At 63.7% G+C, this 23481-nt stretch carries 26 protein-coding genes and 1 riboswitch; of the genes, 15 read left to right on the forward strand and 11 right to left on the reverse strand.

What is annotated here, in order from left to right:
- Nucleotides 1-16 precede the first annotated feature (16 nt).
- A complete protein-coding gene (locus M2332_RS01820) occupies nucleotides 17-1693 on the forward strand; it encodes a CocE/NonD family hydrolase (protein WP_264572728.1) in 1677 nt (558 codons plus the stop codon).
- A gap of 221 nt (nucleotides 1694-1914) precedes the next feature.
- Nucleotides 1915-2334: a MerC domain-containing protein gene (locus tag M2332_RS01825; protein WP_264572729.1), complete on the forward strand. Its 420-nt coding sequence runs from the start codon at nucleotides 1915-1917 to the stop codon at nucleotides 2332-2334.
- 6 nt (nucleotides 2335-2340) lie between these two features.
- Here the strand turns inward: M2332_RS01825 and M2332_RS01830 are convergent, their stop codons facing one another.
- The 3 genes from M2332_RS01830 to M2332_RS01840 form a co-directional block, all read right to left on the reverse strand.
- Nucleotides 2341-3264, reverse strand: coding sequence for a homoserine O-succinyltransferase (locus M2332_RS01830; RefSeq protein ID WP_264574870.1), 924 nt, complete (start codon nucleotides 3262-3264; stop codon nucleotides 2341-2343).
- Between the two features lie 36 nt (nucleotides 3265-3300).
- Nucleotides 3301-3405: riboswitch (SAM-I-IV-variant riboswitch) on the reverse strand.
- A gap of 43 nt (nucleotides 3406-3448) precedes the next feature.
- Entirely contained in the window at nucleotides 3449-3823 is a 375-nt protein-coding gene (locus tag M2332_RS01835; RefSeq protein WP_264572730.1) for a nuclear transport factor 2 family protein, read from the reverse strand.
- Between the two features lie 12 nt (nucleotides 3824-3835).
- Nucleotides 3836-4429 carry a LysE family translocator gene (locus M2332_RS01840; protein ID WP_264572731.1) on the reverse strand — a complete coding sequence of 198 codons (594 nt, stop codon included), beginning with the start codon at nucleotides 4427-4429 and terminating at the stop codon, nucleotides 3836-3838.
- A gap of 86 nt (nucleotides 4430-4515) precedes the next feature.
- On the opposite strand from M2332_RS01840, the gene M2332_RS01845 reads away from it, so the two are divergent.
- On the forward strand, nucleotides 4516-5904 hold the full coding sequence (locus M2332_RS01845; RefSeq protein WP_264572732.1) for a PLP-dependent aminotransferase family protein: 1389 nt from the start codon (nucleotides 4516-4518) through the stop codon (nucleotides 5902-5904).
- 13 nt (nucleotides 5905-5917) lie between these two features.
- On the opposite strand, the gene M2332_RS01850 is transcribed toward M2332_RS01845, so the two are convergent.
- The 7 genes from M2332_RS01850 to M2332_RS01880 form a co-directional block, all read right to left on the reverse strand.
- Nucleotides 5918-6466 (reverse strand): AAA family ATPase, encoded by a 549-nt coding sequence (locus M2332_RS01850; protein WP_264572733.1) that lies wholly within the window; start codon nucleotides 6464-6466, stop codon nucleotides 5918-5920.
- 9 nt (nucleotides 6467-6475) lie between these two features.
- Nucleotides 6476-7177 carry a 2OG-Fe dioxygenase family protein gene (locus tag M2332_RS01855; RefSeq protein ID WP_264572734.1) on the reverse strand — a complete coding sequence of 234 codons (702 nt, stop codon included), beginning with the start codon at nucleotides 7175-7177 and terminating at the stop codon, nucleotides 6476-6478.
- A 154-nt stretch (nucleotides 7178-7331) separates the two neighbouring features.
- Nucleotides 7332-7814, reverse strand: coding sequence for a DUF421 domain-containing protein (locus M2332_RS01860; protein WP_264572735.1), 483 nt, complete (start codon nucleotides 7812-7814; stop codon nucleotides 7332-7334).
- Nucleotides 7814-8326 (reverse strand): hypothetical protein, encoded by a 513-nt coding sequence (locus tag M2332_RS01865; protein ID WP_264572736.1) that lies wholly within the window; start codon nucleotides 8324-8326, stop codon nucleotides 7814-7816. The genes M2332_RS01860 and M2332_RS01865 overlap by 1 nt, the downstream gene beginning before the upstream one ends.
- Before the next feature lie 8 nt (nucleotides 8327-8334).
- Entirely contained in the window at nucleotides 8335-8904 is a 570-nt protein-coding gene (locus tag M2332_RS01870; protein WP_264572737.1) for a CinA family protein, read from the reverse strand.
- A gap of 150 nt (nucleotides 8905-9054) precedes the next feature.
- Nucleotides 9055-9240, reverse strand: a complete 186-nt coding sequence (locus M2332_RS01875; RefSeq protein WP_181559564.1) for a hypothetical protein — start codon at nucleotides 9238-9240, stop codon at nucleotides 9055-9057.
- A complete protein-coding gene (locus M2332_RS01880) occupies nucleotides 9237-9977 on the reverse strand; it encodes a Crp/Fnr family transcriptional regulator (protein ID WP_264572738.1) in 741 nt (246 codons plus the stop codon). Before M2332_RS01880 ends, M2332_RS01875 begins: the two co-directional genes overlap by 4 nt.
- Nucleotides 9978-10243: 266 nt before the next feature.
- Between M2332_RS01880 and M2332_RS01885 the strand changes: the two genes are divergently transcribed.
- The 10 genes from M2332_RS01885 (at nucleotide 10244) to M2332_RS01930 (ending at nucleotide 18218) form a co-directional block, all read left to right on the forward strand.
- Complete coding sequence (locus M2332_RS01885) at nucleotides 10244-12331, forward strand: catalase (RefSeq protein WP_413715932.1); 2088 nt, start codon at nucleotides 10244-10246, stop codon at nucleotides 12329-12331.
- Between the two features lie 24 nt (nucleotides 12332-12355).
- On the forward strand, nucleotides 12356-12898 hold the full coding sequence (locus tag M2332_RS01890) for a hemerythrin domain-containing protein (protein ID WP_264572739.1): 543 nt from the start codon (nucleotides 12356-12358) through the stop codon (nucleotides 12896-12898).
- Between the two features lie 54 nt (nucleotides 12899-12952).
- Nucleotides 12953-13528, forward strand: a complete 576-nt coding sequence (locus M2332_RS01895) for an SRPBCC family protein (RefSeq protein WP_264572740.1) — start codon at nucleotides 12953-12955, stop codon at nucleotides 13526-13528.
- Entirely contained in the window at nucleotides 13528-14718 is a 1191-nt protein-coding gene (locus M2332_RS01900; RefSeq protein ID WP_264572741.1) for a zinc-dependent alcohol dehydrogenase, read from the forward strand. Before M2332_RS01895 ends, M2332_RS01900 begins: the two co-directional genes overlap by 1 nt.
- 104 nt (nucleotides 14719-14822) lie before the next feature.
- Nucleotides 14823-15335 carry a DUF4142 domain-containing protein gene (locus M2332_RS01905; RefSeq protein WP_264572742.1) on the forward strand — a complete coding sequence of 171 codons (513 nt, stop codon included), beginning with the start codon at nucleotides 14823-14825 and terminating at the stop codon, nucleotides 15333-15335.
- An 11-nt stretch (nucleotides 15336-15346) separates the two neighbouring features.
- Nucleotides 15347-16129 (forward strand): SDR family NAD(P)-dependent oxidoreductase, encoded by a 783-nt coding sequence (locus M2332_RS01910; protein ID WP_264572743.1) that lies wholly within the window; start codon nucleotides 15347-15349, stop codon nucleotides 16127-16129.
- A 3-nt stretch (nucleotides 16130-16132) separates the two neighbouring features.
- Entirely contained in the window at nucleotides 16133-16441 is a 309-nt protein-coding gene (locus M2332_RS01915) for a DUF3175 domain-containing protein (protein WP_264572744.1), read from the forward strand.
- Nucleotides 16434-16646, forward strand: coding sequence for a hypothetical protein (locus M2332_RS01920; RefSeq protein WP_264572745.1), 213 nt, complete (start codon nucleotides 16434-16436; stop codon nucleotides 16644-16646). Before M2332_RS01915 ends, M2332_RS01920 begins: the two co-directional genes overlap by 8 nt.
- 224 nt (nucleotides 16647-16870) lie before the next feature.
- Nucleotides 16871-17509 (forward strand): type B chloramphenicol O-acetyltransferase, encoded by a 639-nt coding sequence (catB, locus tag M2332_RS01925; protein WP_264572746.1) that lies wholly within the window; start codon nucleotides 16871-16873, stop codon nucleotides 17507-17509.
- 106 nt (nucleotides 17510-17615) lie between these two features.
- Nucleotides 17616-18218, forward strand: a complete 603-nt coding sequence (locus M2332_RS01930; RefSeq protein ID WP_319801474.1) for a DNA-3-methyladenine glycosylase I — start codon at nucleotides 17616-17618, stop codon at nucleotides 18216-18218.
- Between the two features lie 23 nt (nucleotides 18219-18241).
- Here M2332_RS01930 and M2332_RS01935 read toward each other — a convergent pair whose 3' ends face one another.
- Nucleotides 18242-19117 (reverse strand): TauD/TfdA dioxygenase family protein, encoded by an 876-nt coding sequence (locus tag M2332_RS01935; protein ID WP_264572747.1) that lies wholly within the window; start codon nucleotides 19115-19117, stop codon nucleotides 18242-18244.
- A 335-nt stretch (nucleotides 19118-19452) separates the two neighbouring features.
- Between M2332_RS01935 and M2332_RS01940 the strand changes: the two genes are divergently transcribed.
- Entirely contained in the window at nucleotides 19453-22452 is a 3000-nt protein-coding gene (locus M2332_RS01940) for a TonB-dependent receptor plug domain-containing protein (protein WP_264572748.1), read from the forward strand.
- 32 nt (nucleotides 22453-22484) lie between these two features.
- Nucleotides 22485-23471, forward strand: a complete 987-nt coding sequence (locus tag M2332_RS01945; RefSeq protein WP_264572749.1) for a nuclear transport factor 2 family protein — start codon at nucleotides 22485-22487, stop codon at nucleotides 23469-23471.
- The last annotated feature ends 10 nt before the right edge of the window (nucleotides 23472-23481 follow it).

Here is a 23481-nt window from a genome sequence, read left to right on the forward strand (position 1 = left end):
GACGAGAGGATTGTCGATGAGCGATACGGCCGGCTTCACGCTGATCATGCAGGACAGCATTGATCCCACGACAGCACCGGGCAAGCCGCCGCTGCCGCCGATTGCCCATGAGCAATGGGAAGAGGACGGCCTCCTCATCGACCGCAATATCCAGGTGACGCTGCGCGACGGCGTTCACATCTATGTCGATCTTTATCGTCCCGCCGATGCCGCCGCTGGCCCGCTGCCCGTGCTTCTGGGGTGGAGCCCTTATGGCAAGCATGGCCTGTCCGATAAGCTCTTCCCGCCCCATTCGGGCGTGGAGGCTGGTTGGATGTCCCGCTTCACCGCCTTCGAGGCGCCCGATCCGGCCTTTTGGTGTGCGCATGGCTATGCCGTGTGCAATGCGGACTCGCGCGGCATGTGGCAGTCCGAGGGCGAGGTGCGCCACAACGGCCTCGGCGAGGGCGAGGATTGCTATGACCTTATCGAATGGCTCGGCGTGCAGGATTGGAGCAATGGCAAGGTCGGCATGACCGGCGTCTCCTATCTCGCGGCGATCCAGTATCTCGTCGGTCAGCTCAAGCCGCCGCATTTGGCCGCCATCAATCCGTGGGAAGGCTTCTCGGACTGGTATCGCGAATTCGCCTATCATGGCGGCATTCGCGAGACGGGCTTCCTGCCGCGCGGCAGCAGCAATCTGCGCTTTGGCCATCAGCGCTACGAGGATACCAACGCCAATGTGCAGGCGCATCCGTTGTACGATGCCTATTGGGCGAGCAAGGAAGTCGACCTGTCGGCCATCGACATTCCGGCGCTGGTCGTGGGCAGTTGGGCGGATCAGGCACTGCATACCCGTGGCACCTTCGAGGCCTTCCGCCAGTTCTCCTCGCCGGACAAATGGCTGATTGGCCATGGCCGCAAGAAATGGGCACATTATTATATGCCCGAGAGCAAGGAGCTGGCCCGCGTCTTCTTCGATCGCTATCTCAAGGGCGTCGAGAGCGGCCTTGCCGACTGGCCCAAGGTGCTGCTCGAAGTCCGCGAAAGCGCGCAGACATGGACCATGCGCGGCGAGCAGGAATGGCCGCTGGCACGCACGGTCTACACGCCGCTCTATCTCGATGCCGCGACCGGCACGATGCAGGGCGAGCCCGTGGGCAATGCAGCCAGCGCCTCCTATGATCCGCTCGACGAAGCCGGCGAGGCCCGCTTCGATATCCGCTTCGACACGGATACCGAGCTGACCGGCTATATGAAGTTGCGCCTGTGGGTGGAAGCGCAGGGCGCGGACGACATGGATCTGTTCGTCGCGCTGCAGAAGCTCGATGCCGATGGCAATGCGGTGGGCATGACCTTCTACGCCTTTTTCGAAAATGGTCCGGTAGCATTGGGTTGGCTGCGCGCCAGCCATCGCGCGCTGGATGAAGCACGCTCGACGCCGTTCCAACCGGTCCACAGCCATCTCGTTGAGGAGCCGCTGGAGCCGGGCGTTCCGGTGCCGGTCGATATCGAGATCTGGCCGTCCTCCACGCTGTTCCGGGCGGGCGAGCAATTGCGCGTCGTCGTGAAGGGCATGGATATCTATCGCGAGGGCCTGCCGATGCTGCCCTTCGCGCGCCACGAAGAACTGCGCAACGCCGGCACGCATATCATCCACACCGGTGGTCAGTATGACAGCCACCTGCTGGTGCCGGTCATCCCCAAGGCGTGAATGCGAACGCCCGCGACGTGGAGTTTTCCATGTTGCGGGCGCGCTCGCGCACCTAAATGCTAGCGGAACTGAGAGGGTAGGCGGCTGCGCGTTGTTCAGGCTGCCGCGCCCTGATTGGCGGCGCGTAGCGTTTGAATAGCGGGCTGCTTCAGAGGTAGCGTTCCGACCAATTAAATGCTCCATGCCTTGAAAGACATGATATACCATATCATAATGGTGGCATGAAATTGAATCATGTAGCCGCCGCATCTCCCCTCACGCAAACCCGGAGCAGAAACGACTGGCTGGACGGCTTTGCCGTCTGCGCCTCCGTCGCCTGCATGATCCACTGTCTGGGACTGCCGCTGCTGCTGGCAGCCCTCCCGGCCTTCGCCGATCAGATCGATCCGGGCGAGAGCTTCCACGCGATCGTCCTCGCGCTCGCGGTGCCGACCAGCGCCTTCGCGCTGGTGAGCGGTTGGCGCAGGCACCGGGCGCCCGTGCCCTTGGCGATCGGCGCGGTCGGCCTGGCGCTGATGGCGGTCGGCATCCTGTTCGCCAGCCGGGAGATTCTGGAAACGGCGATCACGGTCTCGGGCAGCCTGCTGCTCGCGGGGGCGCACATCGCCAACTGGAGGCTACGGCGTGCGCGGAACCGGTGATGTCCTTCACGACACCGGCAGTGGCTCCCGCCCGACATGCGCAAGGTCGAACGCGGTGGTTTGATAGGCCTCGTTGATCCAGTTGGCGAACAGCAGATGGGCGTGGCTCCGCCAGCTGTTCAGCGGCGGACGCGCTGGGTCATTCTGCGGGAAATAGTCGACAGGCAAACAGGCCCCGCCATCGCGGGCATATTCCCGCGCGAGCGTCTCCGTATCATATTCCAGATGGTTGAACATGTGCAGCATGTGTCGGGGCTCGTCATAAACCAGACCCGCGCCTGTTCCGGGCGCATCGGCCAGGACCTGCAGATGCGGCGCCGTCTCCAGCTCCATCCGCGGCACCTCGGTCCAGCGCGACACCGGCACGTCGAACACGTCGGACATGCCCCGCAGATATGGCGAGGTCGGCAGGCGATTGCGATGCGGGAAGATCCCGAACGCCTTCTGCTCCAAGGTGCGCTTGCGTAGGCGATGGAAGTGATAAAGCGCCGCCTGCGCCGCCCAGCAGATTGTCAAGCTGCGGTGGACATGCGTCTGCGTCCAGTCGAAGATGTGGGTCAGCTCCGGCCAGTAGCGCACATCCTCATAATCGAGCCGCTCCACCGGCGCTCCGGTGATGATGAAGCCATCGAACCGCTCATGGCGTACCGCGCTCCAAGGCCGATAGAAGGCGGCCATATGATCGGCGGAGGTGTTGCGGGTGGCGTGATCCGTAATCCGCACCAGCGTCAGCTCGATCTGGAGCGGCGTGGCGCCGAGCAGCCGGGCGATCTGCGTCTCGGTGCTGATCTTGTCCGGCATCAGGTTCAGCAGGCCGATCCGCAATGGCCGGATGTCCTGCCGCGTTGCGGTGCCTTCGTCCATGACGAGGACGCCTTCCGCTTCCAGGGTACGGCGGGCGGGAAGGTGGTCTGGTATCTTGATCGGCACGGTGCGTCGGTCCTTGTCCGGGTCGACGCTGAGTGGCTTGATCCGCATAATTGCCGTTCGGCCACATCCTCCTTGCGGAGTGCCACCTTGCCCGGATTGGCAGGTTGGCGTTGGGCGTCGCCCCAACTCTTGATGTACGGAGCCTGCTAGACGCTCGCGCGGGCTTTGGCAACCGCGCCTGCTATCAGGCTGTGAGATCGATGCCGAAAAAGGCCTCGCCTTCCACCTGCTTGCCATCCACGAACCGCATCGTCTCCAGCGCGCGCCGGGATCGGCCATTGCGTTGCGCGAGATAATGGACGTCCAGCACCTGTGCCTCGATGTCGCACACCGCCGCGAGGAGGGTGAAGTGCATGTCCGTGGTGACCGCAAGCGCATCGGACCAATAAGCGCGCAACGCGGCCTTGCCCTCGATAATGGGCGAGCCGGCAATCTCCTTGGCCAAGGGACTGATGAAGCGCGCGTCCTCGGCGAAGTGCGCCAGCACGGCCTCCAGATCGCGCGCGTTCCAGTTGGCGATCCACTGGGTCGCAAAGCGCATCATTTCGTCGCGTGTCATGCGCCTATCTCCCTAGATCAGAAACAGCAGAGCGGTGAGCGCCGTCATGATGGCCATGGTCCGCACGAACATGGTCATGGCCTTGCGACTTTCGAGCAATTCGCGCGCGCCGGCGCCCATGGCCGCCCAGCCCGCGATGGAGGGCAGGCCGATCAGCGAGAAAGCCGCGACGATCACCGCAAGCTGCAGACCCAGCGGACGGTCCGGCACGGTAAAGGTGGCAATGGCCGGCACGGTGATGGCCCATGCCTTGGGATTGATGAACTGGAAGGCCGCCGCCTGCCAGAAGGTCATCGGATGCGCGCCTTCACGCCGGGCCATGCCTTCGGACTGCCAGAGTTTCACCGCAAGCCAGGCCAGATAGGCTGCGCCCCCGATGCGCAGCACCCAGCGCAGGATCGGCCAGGCTTCGAAGATCGCGCCAAGGCCCAGCCCGCTCAAGGCCAGCATCGCCGCACAACCGAAATTGATGCCGAAGATATGGGGCAGTGTCCGCTGGAATCCGAACACCAGCCCGGATGAGGCGAGCATGATGTTATTGGGGCCAGGCGTGGCCGTGCAGACGAAACTATAAAGCGCCAAAGGCGCGAGCAGGCTGGTATCCATGATGATCTCCCGCTTCCGGAAATGATCGCGATTGATCCATGTGTCAAATGTGATATTGCACCGGTTCAATCGAGCGAGGATGATGGATGAAGGACTGGCGGCCGGAGGTGTCGGGCGACGACGCGCCGATGTATGAGCGTCTGGTGGCAGCGCTGGAGCGCGATGTGCGCGAGGGGCGGCTCGTCCCGGGGGATCGCCTTCCGCCGCAGCGCGACCTTGCCCATCGCCTGGCGCTGAGTGTCGGGACGGTCAGCCGCGCTTATGTCGAGGCGGAACGGCGGGGCTTTATCTCCAGCCATGTCGGGCGCGGTTCCTTCGTCGCGGACCGAGCGCGGCCGCAATCGCCGGCCGAGGCGGGCGGGCCATTGGACATGGCGCGCAACATTCCGCCGCTCGCGCCTGCCGAGCGCTGGATCGGTGAAGGGTTGAGCCGTGTGCGACAGCGCGCGGATCTGGCGACAGCCGTCAATTATGCCCCGCCCGAGGGGCTAGAATCCATCCGGGAGGCCGGAGCCTCCTGGCTCCGCCGTCGCCATGGCGTTCAGCTCGCCACGCGGGATCGCGTGATCCAGTGCAATGGCGGCCAACACGGCCTTGCGCTGGCCTTCGCAGCGCTGGCGCGGCCCGGCGATACGATCTTGTGCGAGGCGGCTACCTATCCCGGCATCCGGACGCTGGCCGATCACGCTGGTTATCGCCTGCGCGGTGTCGCCATGGATCAACGCGGACTCGAACCTGAGGCACTGGCCCGCGCCGCCCGCGAGACCGGTGCGCGGGTGGTGGTGTTGATCCCGACCCTGCAGAACCCTACCACCATCACGCTCGATGCCGCGCGACGCGCAGAGATCATCGAGGTGGCGCGCGCGCGGGATCTGATGATCGTCGAGGACGATGCCTATCGTGTCTTCGCGGATCGGGACGCCCCGGAGAGTTTCGCCGATCTGGCGCCCGAGCGCACGCTGATGGTGGCCGCCGTGTCCAAGGCCGTCGCGCCCGGCCTTCGCCTCGGCTTTCTGCTGCCGCCGGCGGATGCCGGGGTTCGCGACCGATTGCTGCTCGGTGTCCGCGCCTTTGGTTATACGCCGCCGTCCTTGGGCGGTCTGGTGTTCAGCCAGTGGGAGCAGGATGGCACGGCCGATCGCATCGCCGACGAGCTGGTCGCAGAGACGGAGATGCGGACACAGCTTGCCCGCGACATTCTGGGCAAGGCCATGGCCGTGCCGGGCGCGGCGCGCAGCCTGCATGTGTGGATGCCGATGCCGATGCTCGATGCCGAGCGCCTGAGCGCCCGCGCCCTGCGTGCCGGCATTGCGCTCACCCCGCCCGATGCGCCGGCCGTCGATCCCTGTGCGCCCTCGGGCGTGCGGCTGTGCCTCGGCGCGATCCCGTCACGGGATCGTCTCGAGCAGGCGCTTCATGAGGTGGTGGAAATGCTGACGCCGGCCGGCGACAGCGCCGCGCGGGGGCTGGTGTAATGGGCGATCGTCGTCAGGCTGACGCGTTGGCGCTGATCCTGCGCAGCACGAAATCCCCGCGCTCGTCCGGAGTCGTAAGCGGTAGCGGCACGAGATTATATCCAAGGTCGGAATAAACCCGGGCCATGACCTCATGGGTCGCCACGGCTTCTGACCAGTCCTGTTTGCGCTCGGCATCCTGCGCATAAATCTCCGCCCAGGGCGGGGCGATGAAGACGTCGTTATTGTAGCGGTGCGCGCTGGCGGTTCGGTGCAAATTGTCGGGAATGGGAAGGCCGCACAGGGCGCGATAGCCGATCACGTCCGGGATGCCCCGGTCGAAGAGAATCGGGCCGGATTGTCCCTTTGCGGTCTCATAGGACGTCACGTCGAAGGCCAGCATCTTCTCCGCAAACGCCTCCCGGTCGGCCCAGGGCAGGGCGCTGCCGCCTGCGGCCATCTGTTGCTGGATGATCGCGCGCCCGGCCTCGGCCATGGTCGCGATACCGTGCCGGGCCAGCGCATCGAGCAGTGTGGTCTTGCCCGATCCGGGGCCGCCGGTGACGATGAAGAAGCGATCCACGCCGGCCGCTCAGCGCCGCGCGGCGTTCGCAAAGGTCAGGACCAGCGTATCCCGCCAGGCCGGCAGATCCCCGGCTTCCGACTGGATCGGCGTGGTTCCGTGGCGCACCTCTCCATCATCGAGGAGCAGCGCCTCGCCGGCGTGCGCGAGCCGGTGTTCGAGCAGGCACGCGCCCGAAACAGTTTCGACGCGGGTCTCGCCGCCGGAATAATTGCTGCCGCCGACCAGCAGGATTAACACCCAGTCGCGTCCATCCTGATGCATCCCCTCAGGGGTCGGTAGGCCGGGGAGGTCGGGCAGGGCCTCAATGCGAAACTGATGGGCCTCGACCATCCATGGGTGCTCTTCGCAACCGCTGGCCTGCGAAATGCGCGCCGCAGTATCCCGCATCAGATCTTGCAACAACGCGCTCTCGGCCTGTTCGTCCGCCATGGGGGCAAACCAGCGTTCGACGCCGCCATTCAAGCGATTGTGATCGCGATCCTGATAATGGGCGCGATGCGGCAGGCGCGCGCAGGCGTCGCCATCGATCTCAAAGGCAGCGTAGCGGCGGCGGCGGTAGGTTCCGCCATCGGCCATCCACATGTCGCGGGGCAGGTCATGCCAACTCTGCGCGAACGAGCGCCATTCGGGCCGGGCAGGGAGCGCCAAGTCGCCGGGCTGCAGCAGCAGGGCTGTGGGACGAGTTAGGGTCTCGTTGTGTGGCCTCATAGGGTGAGACCGGCGTGGTCGCGAATGCGCATGATTGAACCAATACATTAGTTCGTCTGATCAGCAGGCCTGCTGATACAATGACACCGGCCCGTGGGCAACCCTGCCGCGTTCGCTCAGCCGGAAAGATCGGCCGCGCGGTCAGCGGAGCCGGTCAAACGGCCTTGTCATCATCTTCCTGCTTGGCCGGCCCGTCCTCCTTCTTCGCGATGAAGCTCATTTTGCCATTGGGTTCGAGAATGGCCCAAGCGACCTCGGATATGTTGGCGATACCAGCCAGCCGCATCTCGATTTCAACCTCGGCCCGGGTTACGCGATCACGGCGCATGTTGGGGGTAATCAGTTCCCCATCCTTGATCAGCACGCGCGGTACGCCTTCCAGCAGCCGTTCGGCGCGTGGGGAAAGATAGGTGATCCAGCTCAGCGCCAGCGCCCAGAAGGCAATGGTGCCAATGGCGAGCGCGGCGCCGGTCATGCTGAGATCGTTGTGGGTGATGCCCTGCTGGACGAGATCGCCCATCACCACTAGCAGCACCAGTTCGAACGGCGTGACCTGACTGAGTTCGCGTTTGCCCAGCAGCCGGAGCAGCATGTACATGATGAAGAACATCACGCTGGCGCGCAGGATGATATCCATCAGGGCAAGACCTTGATGTGGACGGGCAGGGCAGCGAGTTCGCGGTCCCCGTCGAGGGCGGCGATCTTGCCGCGCGTGCCGGCGAACAGCGGCGGGTTGATCTGCCCGTCGATCTTGAAGCGGAAGGTCTCGCCGGGCTTTGCCTCGCCGAAGGAGAACTGACGAGAGCCGTCTTTGTAACGTTCTTCGCTTGCGGCCGGGATCATCGTGTTGATCGTCATCTCCCGCCAGAGGTCATCCGACACGGCAATCACCAGATCGCCGATCGGTTTGCGCGGCGTCACCTCGACGATGGTCTCGAAAACCATGCCGTTGCGCAGCGTTTCCGGCGTTTGCACGAGGAGGGTGATGCGGTCGTTCGAGCTTTTGCGCACGACAGGGGCCTGCCCCGCAAACAGGCCGGTCAGACCGGCGCCCAAGATCACTGTGAGCAGGACCAGCGGCCAGGGATTGGCCCGCCGGCTGTTGCTCTCATGCTCCTGCGTGATGCCATCGGGTGCCGGTGTCGCCATGGGTGGCCTCACGCGACCTGCTGAGGATCGGCGACCACCTCGGCGAACATCTCGCTCAACATGGCAAGCGCAACGCGCAGGCATTCGATCCTGGTCGCGCCGCGCCCGATGTCGCCGAAGTGATGGACGCTGTGGCGCGTATCCGCCCCATGCGCGGCGCAGGCGAAATGGACCAGCCCCGGCTCATCGTCGGAGGCACCGGGGCCGGCAAAGCCGGTGATCGCAATCGCCAGTCGCGCTTTGGATCGGCGCAAGGCCCCTTCAGCCATCGCGCGCGCGACGGGTTCGCTCACCGCGCTGTAATCCTCGACAAACTTATGGCTGAGCCCGAGCAGATCGCATTTGGCATCCTTGCTGTAGACGACGAAGCCCCGGTCAAAGGCATTACTGGTCCCCTCGATATCGGTCAGCAGCGATGCGAGCAGCCCCCCGGTGCAACTTTCTGCAGTGGCGATCCCAATCTCCGCCTGACTGGCGGTTTCGAGCACGGCCATGGCTGCCGCAATGATGTCATCGGGTAGTGCCGGGGATAGGGTCTCGGCATAAGCTTCTGAGGGTTTCTCCTGCGGAAACATCATCTCTCGACCTGTTGTCCTTATCGCTGGAGAGAAACTTCCATCCGGTCGACATCGTTCCCGGCGCCGGGGTCTCCGCGAGGAGTCGACCGGCGCTCGGCGCGGCCGGTGGCCGTCCCAGTCCAAGCTTGCGTGGCATCTGAGATCGCGCAGTTATTTGGTCTTCTGGTGCCTTTGCGCTTCCTCGCCGGCTTCGATCAGACTTTCGCCCGTGGCAACGGCTGCGTCCGCCGTCATGGTTACAGCGATCCCGCCCGGACCCTCGAGGATGACATGATCCTCCTCGGCCGTGGCGACGCCGGGTTCGGCATAGGGCTCGATTGGGGAGTGGACAGTCATGCTGGTCCTCCTTGCTGGATATCTGCGCAGGGGGCGAGATACAGATAATCTGATGAAAAATTGCCCCGGCGGGCCAGACCGGCATAATCGTTGATCTGGACCAGTGAGGCGTGCCTCTCGCACAGTCCGGCTTCTCTTAATTGGCGGAGCACCCGATTGGTGTGAACGGTGGTCAGGCCGCAAATCTCGGCAATGTCGCCCTGCGTCAGGGTCAGCACGAAGCGATGGCCGTCCGATAATCCCACCGCATACAGGCGGGCATTCATCTCGCACAGGAAATGGGCGACACGCCCCACCGCGTCGAGCCGGCCGACGCGGAACAACCAGGCGCGATGCAGCGCGGCATCGATGAGCGTCGAGAACCACAGCTTGCGCGCCAGATCGGGCCGGGGATCGAGAATTTCCTTCAGCGCCTTGTGCGGGACAATAGCGATGCTCGCGGTCGTGAGCGTGCCGATGGCATGGTCCAGCTCACGCATGGGGTAGGCATGGAGATCGACGAATTCGCCCGGCACATGGATGGCGACGAGTTGCCGCAAGCCTTTGCGATCATCGATATAGCGCGACATGATCCCTTCGACCAGGAAGCTGCTGACATCCACAATCTGACCCGCTTCGATAATCGTCGTGCGGGGCTCGAAGGTGCGAACCTCGAGAATCGTGTCTTCGAGCGCGGCTCGTTCTTCCGGCGTCAGGGCAACGCCGCGGCGGTTTGCAAGGAGGCGATCCATCAACATCGAGTGGCTAACGGATAAGCCGCGCTGGCGATCCAGCCCCGATCGGCTTTCACTATGATCAATGTTAATTCCTAGCCTTAACAGGCAACTGTCATCCGGACGGCGTGTTGGTGAAGCACGAGACGAACTCGTTCACATCCCAGCAATGACAAGGAACCGCGATGGCGAAACAGGCAACGCGTGCGGCGAAAGGCCGTGCGCCGATGAAATCCGATCAGCAGCGGTCATCGGCAAACAGCCCTTCTGCAGATGCCGCCTTTGAGGACATGCCTGTTTTTGAAGGACCGATGGGCGAGGGTGGCGAGACGCGGCAGACCGCTGGCGGTGATGTCGCGACGCTGACGACCGCGCAGGGCGTTCCCGTTTCCGATGACCAGAACAGCCTCAAGCAGGGCGCGCGCGGCCCCGCGCTGCTGGAAGACTTCCATTTTCGCGAGAAAATGTTCCACTTCGATCATGAGCGTATCCCGGAGCGCGTGGTTCATGCGCGCGGTTATGGCGCCCATGGCTTTTTCGAGCTGACAGACAGCCTGTCCGACATCACCCGTGCCGATCTCTTCCAGCGGGTAGGCGAGCGGACCGAGGCCTTCGTTCGCTTCTCGACCGTGGCCGGGTCCAAGGGCTCGTTCGATCTCGCGCGCGATGTGCGCGGCTTTGCGGTGAAGCTCTACACCAAGGAGGGCAATTGGGACCTCGTTGGCAACAATATCCCGGTCTTCTTCATCCAGGACGCGATGAAGTTTCCCGACCTGATCCATGCCGCCAAGCCCGAGCCGGATCGCGCCTTTCCGCAGGCCCAGACGGCGCATGACAACTTCTGGGACTTCATCAGCCTGACGCCGGAATCGATGCACATGGTCATGTGGATCATGTCCGACCGGACGATCCCGCGCTCCTTCCGCTTCATGGAAGGGTTTGGCGTCCATACCTTCCGGCTGGTCGATGCAGAAGGAAAGTCGACGTTCGTCAAGTTCCACTGGAAGCCCAAGCTGGGCCTTCAGTCGGTGGCCTGGAACGAAGCGGTCAAGATCAACGGCGCCGACCCCGACTTCCACCGGCGGGACCTCTGGGCCGCCATTGAAGCCGGCGATTTTCCCGAATGGGAACTGGGTCTCCAGCTCTTCGATCAGGAATTCGCCGACAGCTTCGATTTTGATGTGCTCGATGCCACCAAGATCATTCCCGAGGAACTGGTGCCGATCCGTGTCGTGGGTCGTCTGGTGCTCGATCGCCTGGTCGATAATTTCTTCGCCGAGACCGAGCAGGTCGCCTTCTGCACCCAGAATGTCGTGCCGGGCATCGACTTCAGCAACGATCCGCTGCTGCAGGGGCGCAATTTCTCCTATCTGGATACGCAGCTCAAGCGCCTCGGCTCGCCCAATTTCACGCATCTGCCGATCAACGCCCCGCGCTGCCCGTTCGCGCATTTCCAGCAGGATGGGCATATGGCGATGCGCAATCCCGTTGGTCGCGCCAATTACGAGCCCAATAGCTGGGGCGCGGAAATCGGCGGTCCGCGCGAGGATCCGCAGCGCGGCTTCAAGAGCTATGCGGAGCCGGCCGATGGCGACAAGCTGCGCATTCGCCCGGAAAGCTTTGCCGATCATTATAGCCAGGCCACGCAGTTCTATGCGAGCCAGACGTTGATCGAGCAAAAGCATATCGGCGATGCGCTGGTGTTCGAGCTCTCCCGCGTTGAGCGGCCGGACATCCGCTCCCGCATGGTTTCGCATCTGCTGAACATCGATGCGGACCTCGCGGCAACCGTCGCAGACGGGCTGGGGCTTCCCATGCCGCAGGCGGCGACCGCAGCGGTGCAGCCGCGGACGGATCTGGCGCCGTCCGATGCGCTGAGCATCATCAAGCGTGGGCCGCAGAGCTTTGCCGGCCGAAAGCTCGGCCTGCTGGTGACCGATGGCGCCGATGCGACGCTCGTCCAGGCGATCATCAATGCGGTCGATGAAGCCGGTGCGATGATCGAGTTCATTGCCCCCAAGATCGGCGGGGTCACCTTGTCGGACGGTAAGATCCTTGGCGCCCACTACAAGGTGGATGGCGGGCCTTCGGTCCTGTTCGATGCCGTCGCGGTCGTCGCCTCGGCCGAGGGCGGGCAGTTGCTCGCGCTCGATGCCACGGCGAAGGACTTCGTGACGGACGCTTTTGCCCACTGCAAGTTCATGGGCCTGAGCAAGGAAGCAGAGCCGCTGCTGACCAAGGCCGGTCTGATGCCCGACCTCGATGAAGGCTGCTTCGCCCTCAAGAGCAAATCCGATGCGACGGCATTCGTCGCGGCGCTGGCGCCGCTGCGGTTCTGGGCACGCGAGCCGCTCGTCGATCTCGATGCCGTTGCCTGAGTTCCTTCGAAAAGGAGATTAATCATGTCCATCATCGATAAGGTCATCGCCGCTGTCACCCCGCCCGAAAGCGAGGAGGCGCGGGCCGAGGCCCGGGCCAAGGCCGAGGAGCTTGCGACGCGCGGCAGCTGGCTTGCGCATATTCTCGATCATCATCGGCAGATCGAGGCTCTGTTCGCTGCGGTGAAGGCCGCAGCCACGGCCGAGACGCGTCGCGATGCGCAGGAGCGGCTGGCGCTGCTCCTCACGGGCCATTCCATCGCGGAGGAAGCGGCGATCTATCCCGCGCTGGCCGCGGACAAGCAGGTCGGCCATGCCGAGCTTGCCTATCAGGAACAATCCGCCGCCAAGATGGAGATGGGTCTGCTGGAACGGCTGGACCCGATGAGCCAGGATTATCTCGACAAGCTCGAGCATATCCGCGGCGCGGTCGCCCATCACATCTATTCCGAGGAGGGAACCTGGTTCCCCAAGCTGATGGAGGACGTCTCGTCCAGCGAGCAGGCGATGATCACCCGCCGCTATTCTGAGGAGTTCGTCCGATATGTGGGCAACGGTCCCAGCTGAGACGCGTTGACTAATCATACGCTCACTGAGCCAACCCGCGACAGGAGAAGTAGAATGCCCGATGCGCGCGACGACGCACCGCTGACGACCTCCAAAGATCGCCACGCGGTCGATGAGGCTGCGGCGACCCTGGTCGAACCCAAAGGCGACAGTCTGGTCGGCCGCTCCGTGACGATCAATCGCCCCCGTGCGGAGCTGTACGCTTACTGGCGTGACTTCACCCGGCTGCCGACCTTCATGGACAATGTCGTGCGGGTCGACATGATCGATGATGTTACCAGCCATTGGGTGGTGAAGGCGCCAGGCGGCCGGACCGTCGAGTGGGATGCCGTCATCACCGAAGAACAACCGGACGCGTTCATCGCATGGGCCTCGACCGAGGGCGCCGACGTGCCGAACAGCGGCCGCATCGATTTCCGCGATGCAGGCGCGCGCGGCACCGTGGTTACGGCGACGATCCTCTACGATCCCCCCGCAGGGTTCATCGGCAAGGTCATCGCCAAGATGTTCCAGCGCGAGCCGGCCATTCAGGCCCGGCGCGACCTGCGGCGCTTCAAACAACTCATGGAAACCGGCGAGATCGCCACGTCGGCGTGGACGCACAAGCAACTGGAAGAGGAGACGGCCTGATGCGCGCGCTCACCTGGCACGGCAAGCATGATGTCCGCGTGGACACCGTGGACGATCCTGAAATCATCAATCCGCGCGATGCGATCATCAAGGTCACATCCACCGCAATCTGCGGCTCGGACCTGCACCTCTACGATGGCTACATTCCCACGATGAAGTCCGGCGACATTCTCGGCCATGAGTTCATGGGCGAGGTGGTCGAGACCGGACCCGGCTCGACGCTCCAAAAAGGGCAGCGGGTGGTCGTGCCGTTCACCATCGCCTGCGGGAGCTGCTACCATTGCGGCAAGCACCAATATTCGGCCTGCGACAATTCCAACCCGGCCGATAATCAGGATATCGCCCAGACGCTCTACGGCCAGCCGATGAGCGCGCTGTTCGGCTATAGCCACATGACAGGCGGCTATGCCGGCGGGCAGGCGGAATATGTTCGCGTGCCGTTCAGCGACGTTGGCCCGATCGTCATTCCCGACGGGATCGACGACGACAAGGTGCTGTTCCTGTCCGACATTCTGCCGACAGGCTGGCAGGCCGCCGAGTTCGCGCAGATCGAGCCCGGCGATACGGTCGCTGTCTGGGGATGCGGGCCGGTCGGCCTGTTCTGCGTGCAGGCGGCCTTCCTGATGGGCGCCGAGCGGGTGATCGCAATCGATCATTTCCCCCGCCGCCTTGAGCTGGCGGCAAAGTTCGGCGCGGAAACCATCAACTTCGAGGAGAGCAAGACCTACGAGGCGCTGATGGAGATGACCGGCGGCATTGGCCCCGACGCCTGTATCGACGCGGTTGGGCTGGAGGCGCACGGCCTTTTCGCTGACAATGTCTGGGACCAGATCAAGGTCTCCACCTTTACAGGCACCGACCGCACCCATTCGATCCGCCAGGCGATCATTGCCTGCCGCAAGGGTGGCCGCGTGTCCATGCCGGCGGTCTATGGCGGCTTCGTCGACAAGTTTCCGCTCGGCGCCTTCATGGAGAAGGGTCTGACGCTCAAGACCGGCCAGACCCATGTGCAGCATTATCTGCCGGGCCTGTTGAATGCGATCATGGAGGGGAAGATCGATACCACCTTCCTCATCAGTCACCGCATGCCGCTGAGCGAAGCCGCGCAGGGCTACAAGATGTTCCATGATCACCAGAACGAAGTGACCAAGGTGGTGCTGAAACCGGGGCTCGACCGGGTCGCCGCATGACTCATGCAAGGAGACGGATGATGAAACTCTATTTTACGATACCGTTGGCGGCCTGTGTATTGGCTGGGTGCAGCCAGGGCAGCACACCGGCAAATGATACAGCCATGACCAACAACGACATGGCCATGACGGGCAATGCCACGAACATGTCCGTGGGCGCGCCGCCGCCGGGCGAGATGTCCGCCGCGCCAACCGACGCGACGGGCTATCTGGCCAAGGCAGGCGCGGGCGACCTGTTCGAAATCGAATCGTCCCGCGCCATCCTCGCGAAAAATCCGGACAAACCGGTTGCCGATTTCGCAAACATGATGGTCGATGCGCATGGGCAATCCACCGCCAAGCTCAAGGCAGCGGCTGAAAAGGCGGGCCTGACCGTCACGCCGCCGGCGCTCGACGCCAACCAGAAAGCCAAGCTGGACGCCATCAAGGCTGCAGAAGGCACTGCCGCCACCACGGCTTACCTGACGGCCCAACGCGAAGCCCATGCAGCGGCGCTTGCGCTCCATCAGGGTTACGCCGCCAACGGCGACACGCCGGCGCTCAAGGCTGCTGCGGGCGAGATCGCTCCGGTCGTCCAGAAGCATATCGACATGCTGGCAAAGATGCCGGGCGCATAAGGAGGCATGGGATGGGCGAGAAATTCGCAATCGTCACGGGCGCGTCTACCGGCATCGGTTTCGAACTCGCCCATCTCATCGGGCAGGATGGCTATGACCTGCTGGTCGTTGCTGACGAGCCGCTGATCGACGCGGCCGCGCAGGACTTCAGGCGCCATGGCGGCGACGTGCGGTCGCTGGAGGCCGATCTCTCCACGCTCGACGGCGTGGATCGGCTTCTGGCCGCAGCGGAAGGCCGGAGGATCGACGTGCTTTGCGCCAATGCCGGGGTCGGCACGGGCGGACCCTTTCTGGAGCATGATGTCGCCATGTGGCGACGGTCTGTCGACACCAATGTCACCGGCACCGTCTATCTTCTGCAGAAGGTGCTGGCCGACATGGTCGCGCGCAATGACGGCAAGATTCTCGTCACCGGCTCCATCGCGGGCTACATCCCGGGCACCTTCAATGCCGTGTACAACGCGACCAAGGCGTTCATCGACAATTTCACCGAAGCGCTGCGCAACGAGATCAAGGAGGCCGAGGGCGTTACCCTCACCACATTGATGCCCGGCCCCACGGACACCGAGTTCTTCGAGCGCGCCGGTCTGCTGGATACGCAGGTCGGCCAGCAGGACAAGGCCGATCCCGCCAAAGTCGCGCGCGATGGCTGGAAGGCGCTGCTGGATGGCAAGGGGCATATCGTCTCGGGCCTCTCCAACAAGCTGCAGGTCGCCGCCGCCGGCGTCGTGCCACAGGCGATGCTCGCCGAGCAGCACCGCAAGCTGGCCGAGCCCGGCAGCGGGAAGGACTGAGCCATGGCGGACAAGAAATGGTCTCAGGATGTGACCGAACATTCGGATGCGCTCGATCTGGACGACGGTGTCTTCAAGCATCACGACCCTGCAAAGATCGCAGCCTCGCTCAAGCGCTCGGCGGAGCATAGCAAGCGACGCAAGGGCACCCCGCTTCAGTCCGCGATGAGCATGCTCACCTTTTACATCAACCGCGCCGGCGACAATCTCGGCAAGGAGCAACGCCAAATCCTCGAGAAAGCCAAGGATGAGTTGCGCGAGGCTTTTGGCAAGGAGCCAAAGACCGCTGGAAAGGAGAAGGCCCATGGATAAGGATCGCGAAGCGGAGGCCGATCCTCCCAAGGACAAGGGCGAGAAGGGCAATCCAACCGAGATGCCGCGCGGGCCGATGGGCGATACGCGCCCGGACGCTGCCGAGAATGACAATCGCACCGGCGGTGGTCAGTCTCAGGAGAAGGTGGAAGACCGCCCGATGGTCGGCTCGGTCAAGCCAGAGGATTATCCCGAGCAGCAATAGCCTGTTGCGGGAGGGCGAGTACATCGCCTGACTTGGCATTCTGAAGCATTTGCGCCATCATCGCGGGATGAAGATAGCACCGTGTACCATCTGCATCGTGCTTCCGCGTCATTGACCTGAGAAGCTGAAGGCGGGCGATCCAGCGATCGCCCGCACGTTGTCTTGCGCCAGCGGCCGTCTCAGGCCCTCGAAGCTGGCGATCAAATCTTCAGGCCAGACCAACCATGCAAAATATATTTGAAAGCCTCTTCAAGGGCATCACGCTCGATCGTCTTGTTGCGCACCCGAACATCCGCGTGGGACGCTACAGCTATTATTCCGGCTATTATCATGGCCATGGTTTCGACGATTGCGCCCGCTACCTGTTGCCCGATGACGGCGCGGACAAGCTCATCATCGGCTCGTTCTGCTCCATCGGATCAGGCGCGTCCTTCATCATGGCGGGCAATCAGGGGCATCGCAGCGACTGGATCAGCACCTTCCCCTTCTTCTGGATGCCGGACGTGCCGGCATTTGCCGGTGCGGACAGTGGCTATCGGCCGGCAGGCGATACGGTCATCGGTCATGACGTGTGGATCGGGTCGGAAGCGGTGATCCTGCCCGGCATCACCATCGGGCATGGCGCGATCATCGGCACGCGCAGCGTCGTGACGAAGGACGTCGCCCCCTATGCGATCGTCGGCGGCAACCCCGCCAAGCTGATCCGGCAGCGCTTCGCAGAGGCGGACGTTGCCCGCCTGCTTGAGCTGTGCTGGTGGGACTGGAGCGATGACGACTTGCAACGCGCCATGCCCATCCTGACCAGCGGCGATATCCCGGCTCTCTACGAACATTGGCGCACGAACATCGCTGCCGACAGATAAGGGAGAAGCCTCGAGCCGGCGCTGGCGTCAGGGACGGCGGCAGGCTAGATCACAGCTTGCCGGTGCCTTGGCGCCGCGCTGTCCGCTCGGATGATGGGGAAGGAACATGGCGGGGCTTTTTGCGGCATCCGATGGCGTGGCCCGTTGCGGCTGGTGCGCCGCGTCGGAGGATTACATCGCCTATCATGACGATGAATGGGGCTATCCCGTGTCCGACGATCGGCGGCTGTTCGAGAAGCTGAGCCTCGAAGGCTTCCAGTCGGGCCTGAGCTGGCGCACGATCCTGACCAAGCGCGAGAATTTCCGGACCGCCTTTCACGGCTTCGATTTCCATCGCGTTGCAGCGTTCGATGAGAGGGATGTCGAGCGCCTGCTGCAGGATGCCGGCATCGTCCGCCACCGCGGCAAGATCGAGGCGGTCATCAACAACGCGCAGCGCGTGCAGGATCTCGTGCGCGAAAGCGGCTCCTTCGCAGCCTATGTCTGGAGCTTCGAACCCCGAGACGAGGTTCCGCATCTCGCCTCAACGTCCCCCGCATCCATCGCCATGTCCAAGGACCTCAAGAAGCGCGGCTGGAAGTTCGTTGGCCCGACCACGGTCCATGCCTTCATGCAGGCCATGGGGCTGCTCAACGACCATGCCGAAGGCTGCGCGATCCGGGCACGGGTTGCCAAAGCTCGTGCCGGGTTCCAACCCCCGCAGGGCTGAGCGGCCGTGCGGGGCCGGGGCGATCAATCCGGCGCGCGCCTGTTGGCCTCGATCGCCGAGACCTCCGGGCCATATTCGTTGATCGTTGCGCGGCGCATGTCGCGCTTGTAGCGATAGCGCTCGAAAGACGTCGCGCTGTGCATTGTGCAGCGATTGTCCCACACGACCATGTCGCCCGGCCGCCATTTATGCGCGTAGACATAGCGCTCCTGCGTGGCGAAGCGGTAGAGCTCGTCCAGGAAGGTGCGGGCCTCGTCTTCCGGCCACCCTTCGATGCCCACGCCGTGCCAGCCCATGTACAACGCCTCGCGCCCGCTGGCCGAGGTACAGACCAGCGGATGAGTCATGCGCGGATAATTTTTCCGCATCTCTTCGTCCTCGAACTTGACGCCGTTCAGCTGCAGCGCGCGGAAAAGGTCGTGGTCCACCTTGAGGTCGGCGACCTTTGCCTTCATGTCCGCCGGCAGATCGTCATAAACGGCGCGGGTATCGATGAACTCCGTATCGGCACCCTCCGGCGGCGTGACATAGGCCAGCAACATCGACCATTTCGTGGGCCAGGAATTGAACGGGCTGTCGGTATGGAATAGCTCGAAATCGGCCGGCTGCGCGCCATCCGGCTTGGGCTGGATGATCTCGCCCTCGGCGGTAAGATTGCTGATGTCGTAAAGCTCCGACGCAATCCGCTTGCGCCCGGGCGGTGCCAGTTCCAACGGGCCGAAGGCCCGGGCGAAGGCGATATGATCCTCGTCCGACAGGCTGGCGTTGCGGATCACGCAGACAGCATATTGCGCCATCGCCGCCTCGAAGAATTCGACGGTCTCGGGCGAGAGGGGGCGGGAGGTATCCAGATCGGTGATCTCGCCCACGAACCGGGGGTGCAGTTGGTTGATCTTCATCGCTCCGCTCATTCCTCATCCCACTCTTTTCTCAGCCCGGCGCGTGCAGGTGCTGCCTGCGCGCCATGCCATTCTCCCTCAGTCTGGCATGAGCGCCTGGCCTCAAAATAGTGTGTTCTTTTGCGGGTGCGGGTTCATGCCTTTCAGGAGGTTGCTTTCATGATGCTTTGGGACCGCAACCAATTCACAGCACTATTTTCGTCCCGCGTGCTTAGCCCAAAGGCAAGTGGACAAGAGAGGATGTCATCGACCGGACCTCGTCTGCGACACGCGAGCAATGCGGCGCAGTACCGGATCGTGCATCCCGAAACAGCCGCAAGGCCGGGAGGGTGAACATGACTGCAGGCTGCCATCGTCTTTCATTCAAGTCGCGCGCGCAATTCGCGCTTGTGCTGCTCGGCAGCGCCTCGATGCTGGTGCTGACCCAGCCGGCGCGCGCGCAAGCCGGTTCGGCGAGCGCGGATGTCGCGGCGCAGGATGAGAATGCGGATAATGAGCGCGCGATCATCATCACCGGCACCCGCATCGGCGGCGAGGCACCGGTGGGCACGGCCCTTGTGCAACTGGGCAAGGAGGAGATCAGGGCGACGGGTCTCTCCAGCACCGCCGACATTCTCGGCACGGTGCCCTCCATCCTGCGTCTTGGCGGTGGCGACAATTATGCGGGCGGGCAGGCGCAGCAGGCCAACACGATCAACTCCTTCAACTTCAACAAATCGCCCAACGTGCGCGGTCTGGGCGTGGGCGCGACGCTCAGCCTCGTGAATGGCCACCGTGTGCCGTATGAAGGCGGCAACATGAACTCGTTCGACGGGGATAATTACCCCGCGCAGATGATCCAGCGGATCGACGTGGTGCAGGACGGCGGCTCGGCCCTCTACGGCGCGGACGCGATCGCGGGGACGGTCAACTATATCCTGCGACGGCCGGAGGACACGCTTGAAGTCCACGGCGGCTATCGCAAGAATGACGGTCAGGATGGCTGGTATGTGACCGGCATCGGCGGGGTGCGCTGGGGCGAGGGCAGCGTGGGTGAGGGCGGCATCATCCTCTCCTACCAGCACTCCTATCAGACCGCCTTCGCGGCCTCGGCACGCCCGGATCTCTATAATGACGATCTCTCGCCTTATGGCGGGGCGCCCTCATCGCTTTACTCGGCGCCGGGCAATGTCGTCATCAACGGCATCTATTACGGCATCCCGGCTGGTCAGGACGGGTCGAAGCTGACTCTCGCAGATCTCAAATCCACGCCCAACTATTTCAATACCTGGAGTGGCATCGAGGTTATTCCGCAGGTTGAGGCCGATCGCTTTGCGATGAACTTCGAGCAGAATGTTACCGACTGGCTGCGTGTTTTCGCGGACGCGCTCTACGTGCGGCGCGACTTCACCATCAACGGGCCCAACTCATCGACCAGCAACCGCGTCACCAATCTCGGCCAGTTGCCGCGCATTCCCAACACGAACCCGTTCAGCCCCTGCAATCCCAGCCATTATGCAGGCGGCGTGGTCACCGGCCCGGCCAATCTTCTCGCCGCCTGCGGGACGGGCGCGCTCTCCGTGGCCTACAGCACCGTCTACGATATCGGGTCGCCGCGCCGCTTCGGCAAAACGGAAACCTGGACCTATGGCGGCGGTGTCGACGTCAAGCTGCCCTATGACTGGTCGGTCACCCTGTCTGCCTTCGCAGGCACGCATGATGCGCCCTCGACCACGACGCAGACCGGCGGCGCACCGGCACCGGTCTTCGCGACGTTCAACTTCTTCTGCGATCCCACCGCCTTCCAGTGCACCGATCAGGCGACGGCAGATTCCATCAATGCGCGCGGCACTTCGCTCATCAACCGCACCAAATATGACATGCAGGTCTATTCGGCGACCGCCGACGGGCCGCTCTTCTCCCTCCCGGCCGGGCAGGTGAAGCTGGCCGTGGGCGTGGAGCGCTATGAAGGCTCGCTGCTCAACGAGAATAATTTCGGCGGCAACAACTTCAATCCGCGCAGCGTATCTTCGGTGTTCGGCGAATTGTTCGTGCCGGTCGTCAGCCCGGATGCGGAAAGCGGCCTCATCTACAAGCTCGAGTTGAACGGCTCGGTCCGCTATGATGATTATAGCGACGCCGGCACCACGACCAACCCGCGCCTTGGCTTCAATTTCTGGCCGACGCGCGGCCTCAAGATTTTCGGCAGTTGGGGCACGTCGTTCCGCGCGCCGGGTCTTGCCGATAACGATCCCTTCTCGCAGACCGGCGTGATTCCCTTGGTGACGGCGGGCAATCAGCTTTCGCCGGCGATCTGCGCGGCGTGCCAGGGCGTCCCGATGGGCGCGATCTATCAGTCGATCGGCGGCGCCAATCGCGATCTCGCGCCTGAGACCTCCGAGACCTATGCCATCGGCGTGGACTGGACACCGCCGTCCCTTCCGGGCCTCACCATGTCCGCCAAATATTGGTGGCTGAGCTATGAAGGCCAGATCACGACGCCGGCCTTCAACGTGGGCAGTGTGCCGGCGATCAACCAGCAGATCTATAACTCGCAGATCATCTACAACCCGGCCTATTTCCCGACACTGGCCGCGAACAACCCAACTGCCTTCTTTGGCGATTTCCCGACGATCAATCAGGCAAATCCGTCCTGCGCCGCAGCCTTCGGGAAGAATGTGACCACGCAGGCGCTCTACGATGCGATGATCAGCTGCTACAACACCGGCGGGGAGCGGGGCGGTCTGTTCGGTCCGCCGACGGCGCCGGGCAATGTGTTCGCGCTGGTGAGCGGTCGCCGGATCAACGCGGGCAAGACGGTCGGCCGGGGCATCGATTTCAACATCGATTACGCCTTCGATAGCAGCATGGGCCGGTTCAACCTCGGTGCGGTGGCCTCCTACACGATGAGCTGGAAGGTCTCCCCGCTGCCCGGCGCGGACCTTGTGCAGGAAGTGAACCAGCTCGGCTTCCCTCTCACCTTCCAGGCGCGCGGCCAGCTGGGATGGCGGCGCGATATCGGCATGGGCGATCTGTTCGCCAGCACCTTCATCAACTTCCGCAATTCCTATGAGATCGATCAGGCACAACTACCGGTCGGCGTCGACCCGTCCTATGCCAAGATCGGCTCCTACACGACGTTCGACCTGACCATCGGCTTCGACACCGGGGACCGGGGCGGCTCATGGCTGACGGACAATTTCAGCATCGTCCTCAGCATGCAGAACGTCCTCGATAAGGACCCGCCACTGGTCGTCAATCAGGCGGGCCTCGCCGGCAGCGCGATCCGCTTCGACCCGACTTATGGCAGCGCGCTGGGCCGTGTGATGCAGATCCAGGTCGGCAAGCGCTTTTGACGCGGGGTTCGCTGGGCGGGGTGGCGGCCTGCATGCTGCTCGCGGCATGCACGGCCTCCTCGGGCGACGGATCGCCGTCGCTCGCACCGCCCGTGGCTGCCGCGAGGGAGGGAAGCGTCGTGGCGGTCATCGGTCACCCTGCGCCACTGTCTCTGCTGGAAGACAAGGACCCGCGTCTGGCCCGGAACAAGCGCCTGGCGTTCGACATGTGGCGCAGCATCGTCAATGCCGGCCATGTCGAGCGGGCTGACGATCTGCTGACGGAAGGCTATATCCAGCACAGCCCGGTGCTGCCGAGCGGGCGCGCGGCCTTCAAGCAGATCTTCTCGGCCGTGCCCCGCCGCGACATCCCGGCACTGGTTTCGCCGCCGCTCGTCACGATGGTTGCAGAAGGCGATCTGGTGGTGATGGCGTTGCGGGAGGAGCTGCGCGAACTGGTCGGGTCCGGGCGCTATACCAGCACGCACTTCAATCTGTTCCGGGTGGAAGGGGACCGTCTGGCCGAGCATTGGCACTCGGTCGAGGCTCCGCCCGGCCCAGATCTACCGTCTCCAGACAAGGGCGGGCCGCAACCGGTGACGGGGGCGACCGGGCCGGCCCAGCAAGCGCTGCTCCAATCGGACGATCCGGCGCTGGCAGCCAACAAGCGGCTCGTGTTCGACGCCTGGCGCCATCTGGTCGATGCGGGCGACGTGGCGACCGCCGCGCGCTATCTGGCCAAAGACTTCATCGAGCATGATCCACGCGCGACGGACGGCACACCGGCGATCCTCGCTGCAGCCAAGGGTCGCACTGCGGTACCGCTTGCTCAGGCTATGCAGGCTACACTCGTCGCCATGGTCGCGAAGGGCGATCTCGTGGTCGTGGTGTCCGGCCATGAGCATCCGCACCCAAGCCGGGCAGGGGCCAGTTACACGACAACCCGGTTCAACATGTTCCGGATCGAGATGGGGCGCCTCGCGGAGCATTGGACCGGCGCGATGAAGCCGGGGACCGTGCCCGGTCCCTATACCGATTGATGACACGCTG

Origin of the sequence: Sphingobium sp. B11D3A, assembly GCF_025961695.1 — a bacterium.
Classification (GTDB): Bacteria; Pseudomonadota; Alphaproteobacteria; order Sphingomonadales; family Sphingomonadaceae; genus Sphingobium.

Coding starts and splice junctions, on each gene's coding strand:
- M2332_RS01945 (WP_264572749.1), top strand. CDS start 22,485: ATGCTGCTCGCGGCATGCACGGCCTCCTCGGGCGACGGATCGCCGTCG.
- M2332_RS01880 (WP_264572738.1), bottom strand. CDS start 9,977: ATGTTGATGGATCGCCTCCTTGCAAACCGCCGCGGCGTTGCCCTGACG.
- M2332_RS01935 (WP_264572747.1), bottom strand. CDS start 19,117: ATGAAGATCAACCAACTGCACCCCCGGTTCGTGGGCGAGATCACCGAT.
- M2332_RS01910 (WP_264572743.1), top strand. CDS start 15,347: ATGGGCGAGAAATTCGCAATCGTCACGGGCGCGTCTACCGGCATCGGT.
- M2332_RS01920 (WP_264572745.1), top strand. CDS start 16,434: ATGGATAAGGATCGCGAAGCGGAGGCCGATCCTCCCAAGGACAAGGGC.
- M2332_RS01940 (WP_264572748.1), top strand. CDS start 19,453: ATGACTGCAGGCTGCCATCGTCTTTCATTCAAGTCGCGCGCGCAATTC.
- M2332_RS01885 (WP_413715932.1), top strand. CDS start 10,244: ATGCCTGTTTTTGAAGGACCGATGGGCGAGGGTGGCGAGACGCGGCAG.
- M2332_RS01930 (WP_319801474.1), top strand. CDS start 17,616: ATGGCGGGGCTTTTTGCGGCATCCGATGGCGTGGCCCGTTGCGGCTGG.
- M2332_RS01840 (WP_264572731.1), bottom strand. CDS start 4,429: ATGGATACCAGCCTGCTCGCGCCTTTGGCGCTTTATAGTTTCGTCTGC.
- M2332_RS01825 (WP_264572729.1), top strand. CDS start 1,915: ATGAAATTGAATCATGTAGCCGCCGCATCTCCCCTCACGCAAACCCGG.
- M2332_RS01835 (WP_264572730.1), bottom strand. CDS start 3,823: ATGACACGCGACGAAATGATGCGCTTTGCGACCCAGTGGATCGCCAAC.
- M2332_RS01845 (WP_264572732.1), top strand. CDS start 4,516: ATGAAGGACTGGCGGCCGGAGGTGTCGGGCGACGACGCGCCGATGTAT.
- M2332_RS01855 (WP_264572734.1), bottom strand. CDS start 7,177: ATGAGGCCACACAACGAGACCCTAACTCGTCCCACAGCCCTGCTGCTG.
- M2332_RS01915 (WP_264572744.1), top strand. CDS start 16,133: ATGGCGGACAAGAAATGGTCTCAGGATGTGACCGAACATTCGGATGCG.
- M2332_RS01820 (WP_264572728.1), top strand. CDS start 17: ATGAGCGATACGGCCGGCTTCACGCTGATCATGCAGGACAGCATTGAT.
- M2332_RS01905 (WP_264572742.1), top strand. CDS start 14,823: ATGACCAACAACGACATGGCCATGACGGGCAATGCCACGAACATGTCC.
- M2332_RS01865 (WP_264572736.1), bottom strand. CDS start 8,326: ATGGCGACACCGGCACCCGATGGCATCACGCAGGAGCATGAGAGCAAC.
- M2332_RS01890 (WP_264572739.1), top strand. CDS start 12,356: ATGTCCATCATCGATAAGGTCATCGCCGCTGTCACCCCGCCCGAAAGC.
- M2332_RS01870 (WP_264572737.1), bottom strand. CDS start 8,904: ATGATGTTTCCGCAGGAGAAACCCTCAGAAGCTTATGCCGAGACCCTA.
- M2332_RS01900 (WP_264572741.1), top strand. CDS start 13,528: ATGCGCGCGCTCACCTGGCACGGCAAGCATGATGTCCGCGTGGACACC.
- M2332_RS01895 (WP_264572740.1), top strand. CDS start 12,953: ATGCCCGATGCGCGCGACGACGCACCGCTGACGACCTCCAAAGATCGC.
- catB (WP_264572746.1), top strand. CDS start 16,871: ATGCAAAATATATTTGAAAGCCTCTTCAAGGGCATCACGCTCGATCGT.
- M2332_RS01875 (WP_181559564.1), bottom strand. CDS start 9,240: ATGACTGTCCACTCCCCAATCGAGCCCTATGCCGAACCCGGCGTCGCC.
- M2332_RS01860 (WP_264572735.1), bottom strand. CDS start 7,814: ATGGATATCATCCTGCGCGCCAGCGTGATGTTCTTCATCATGTACATG.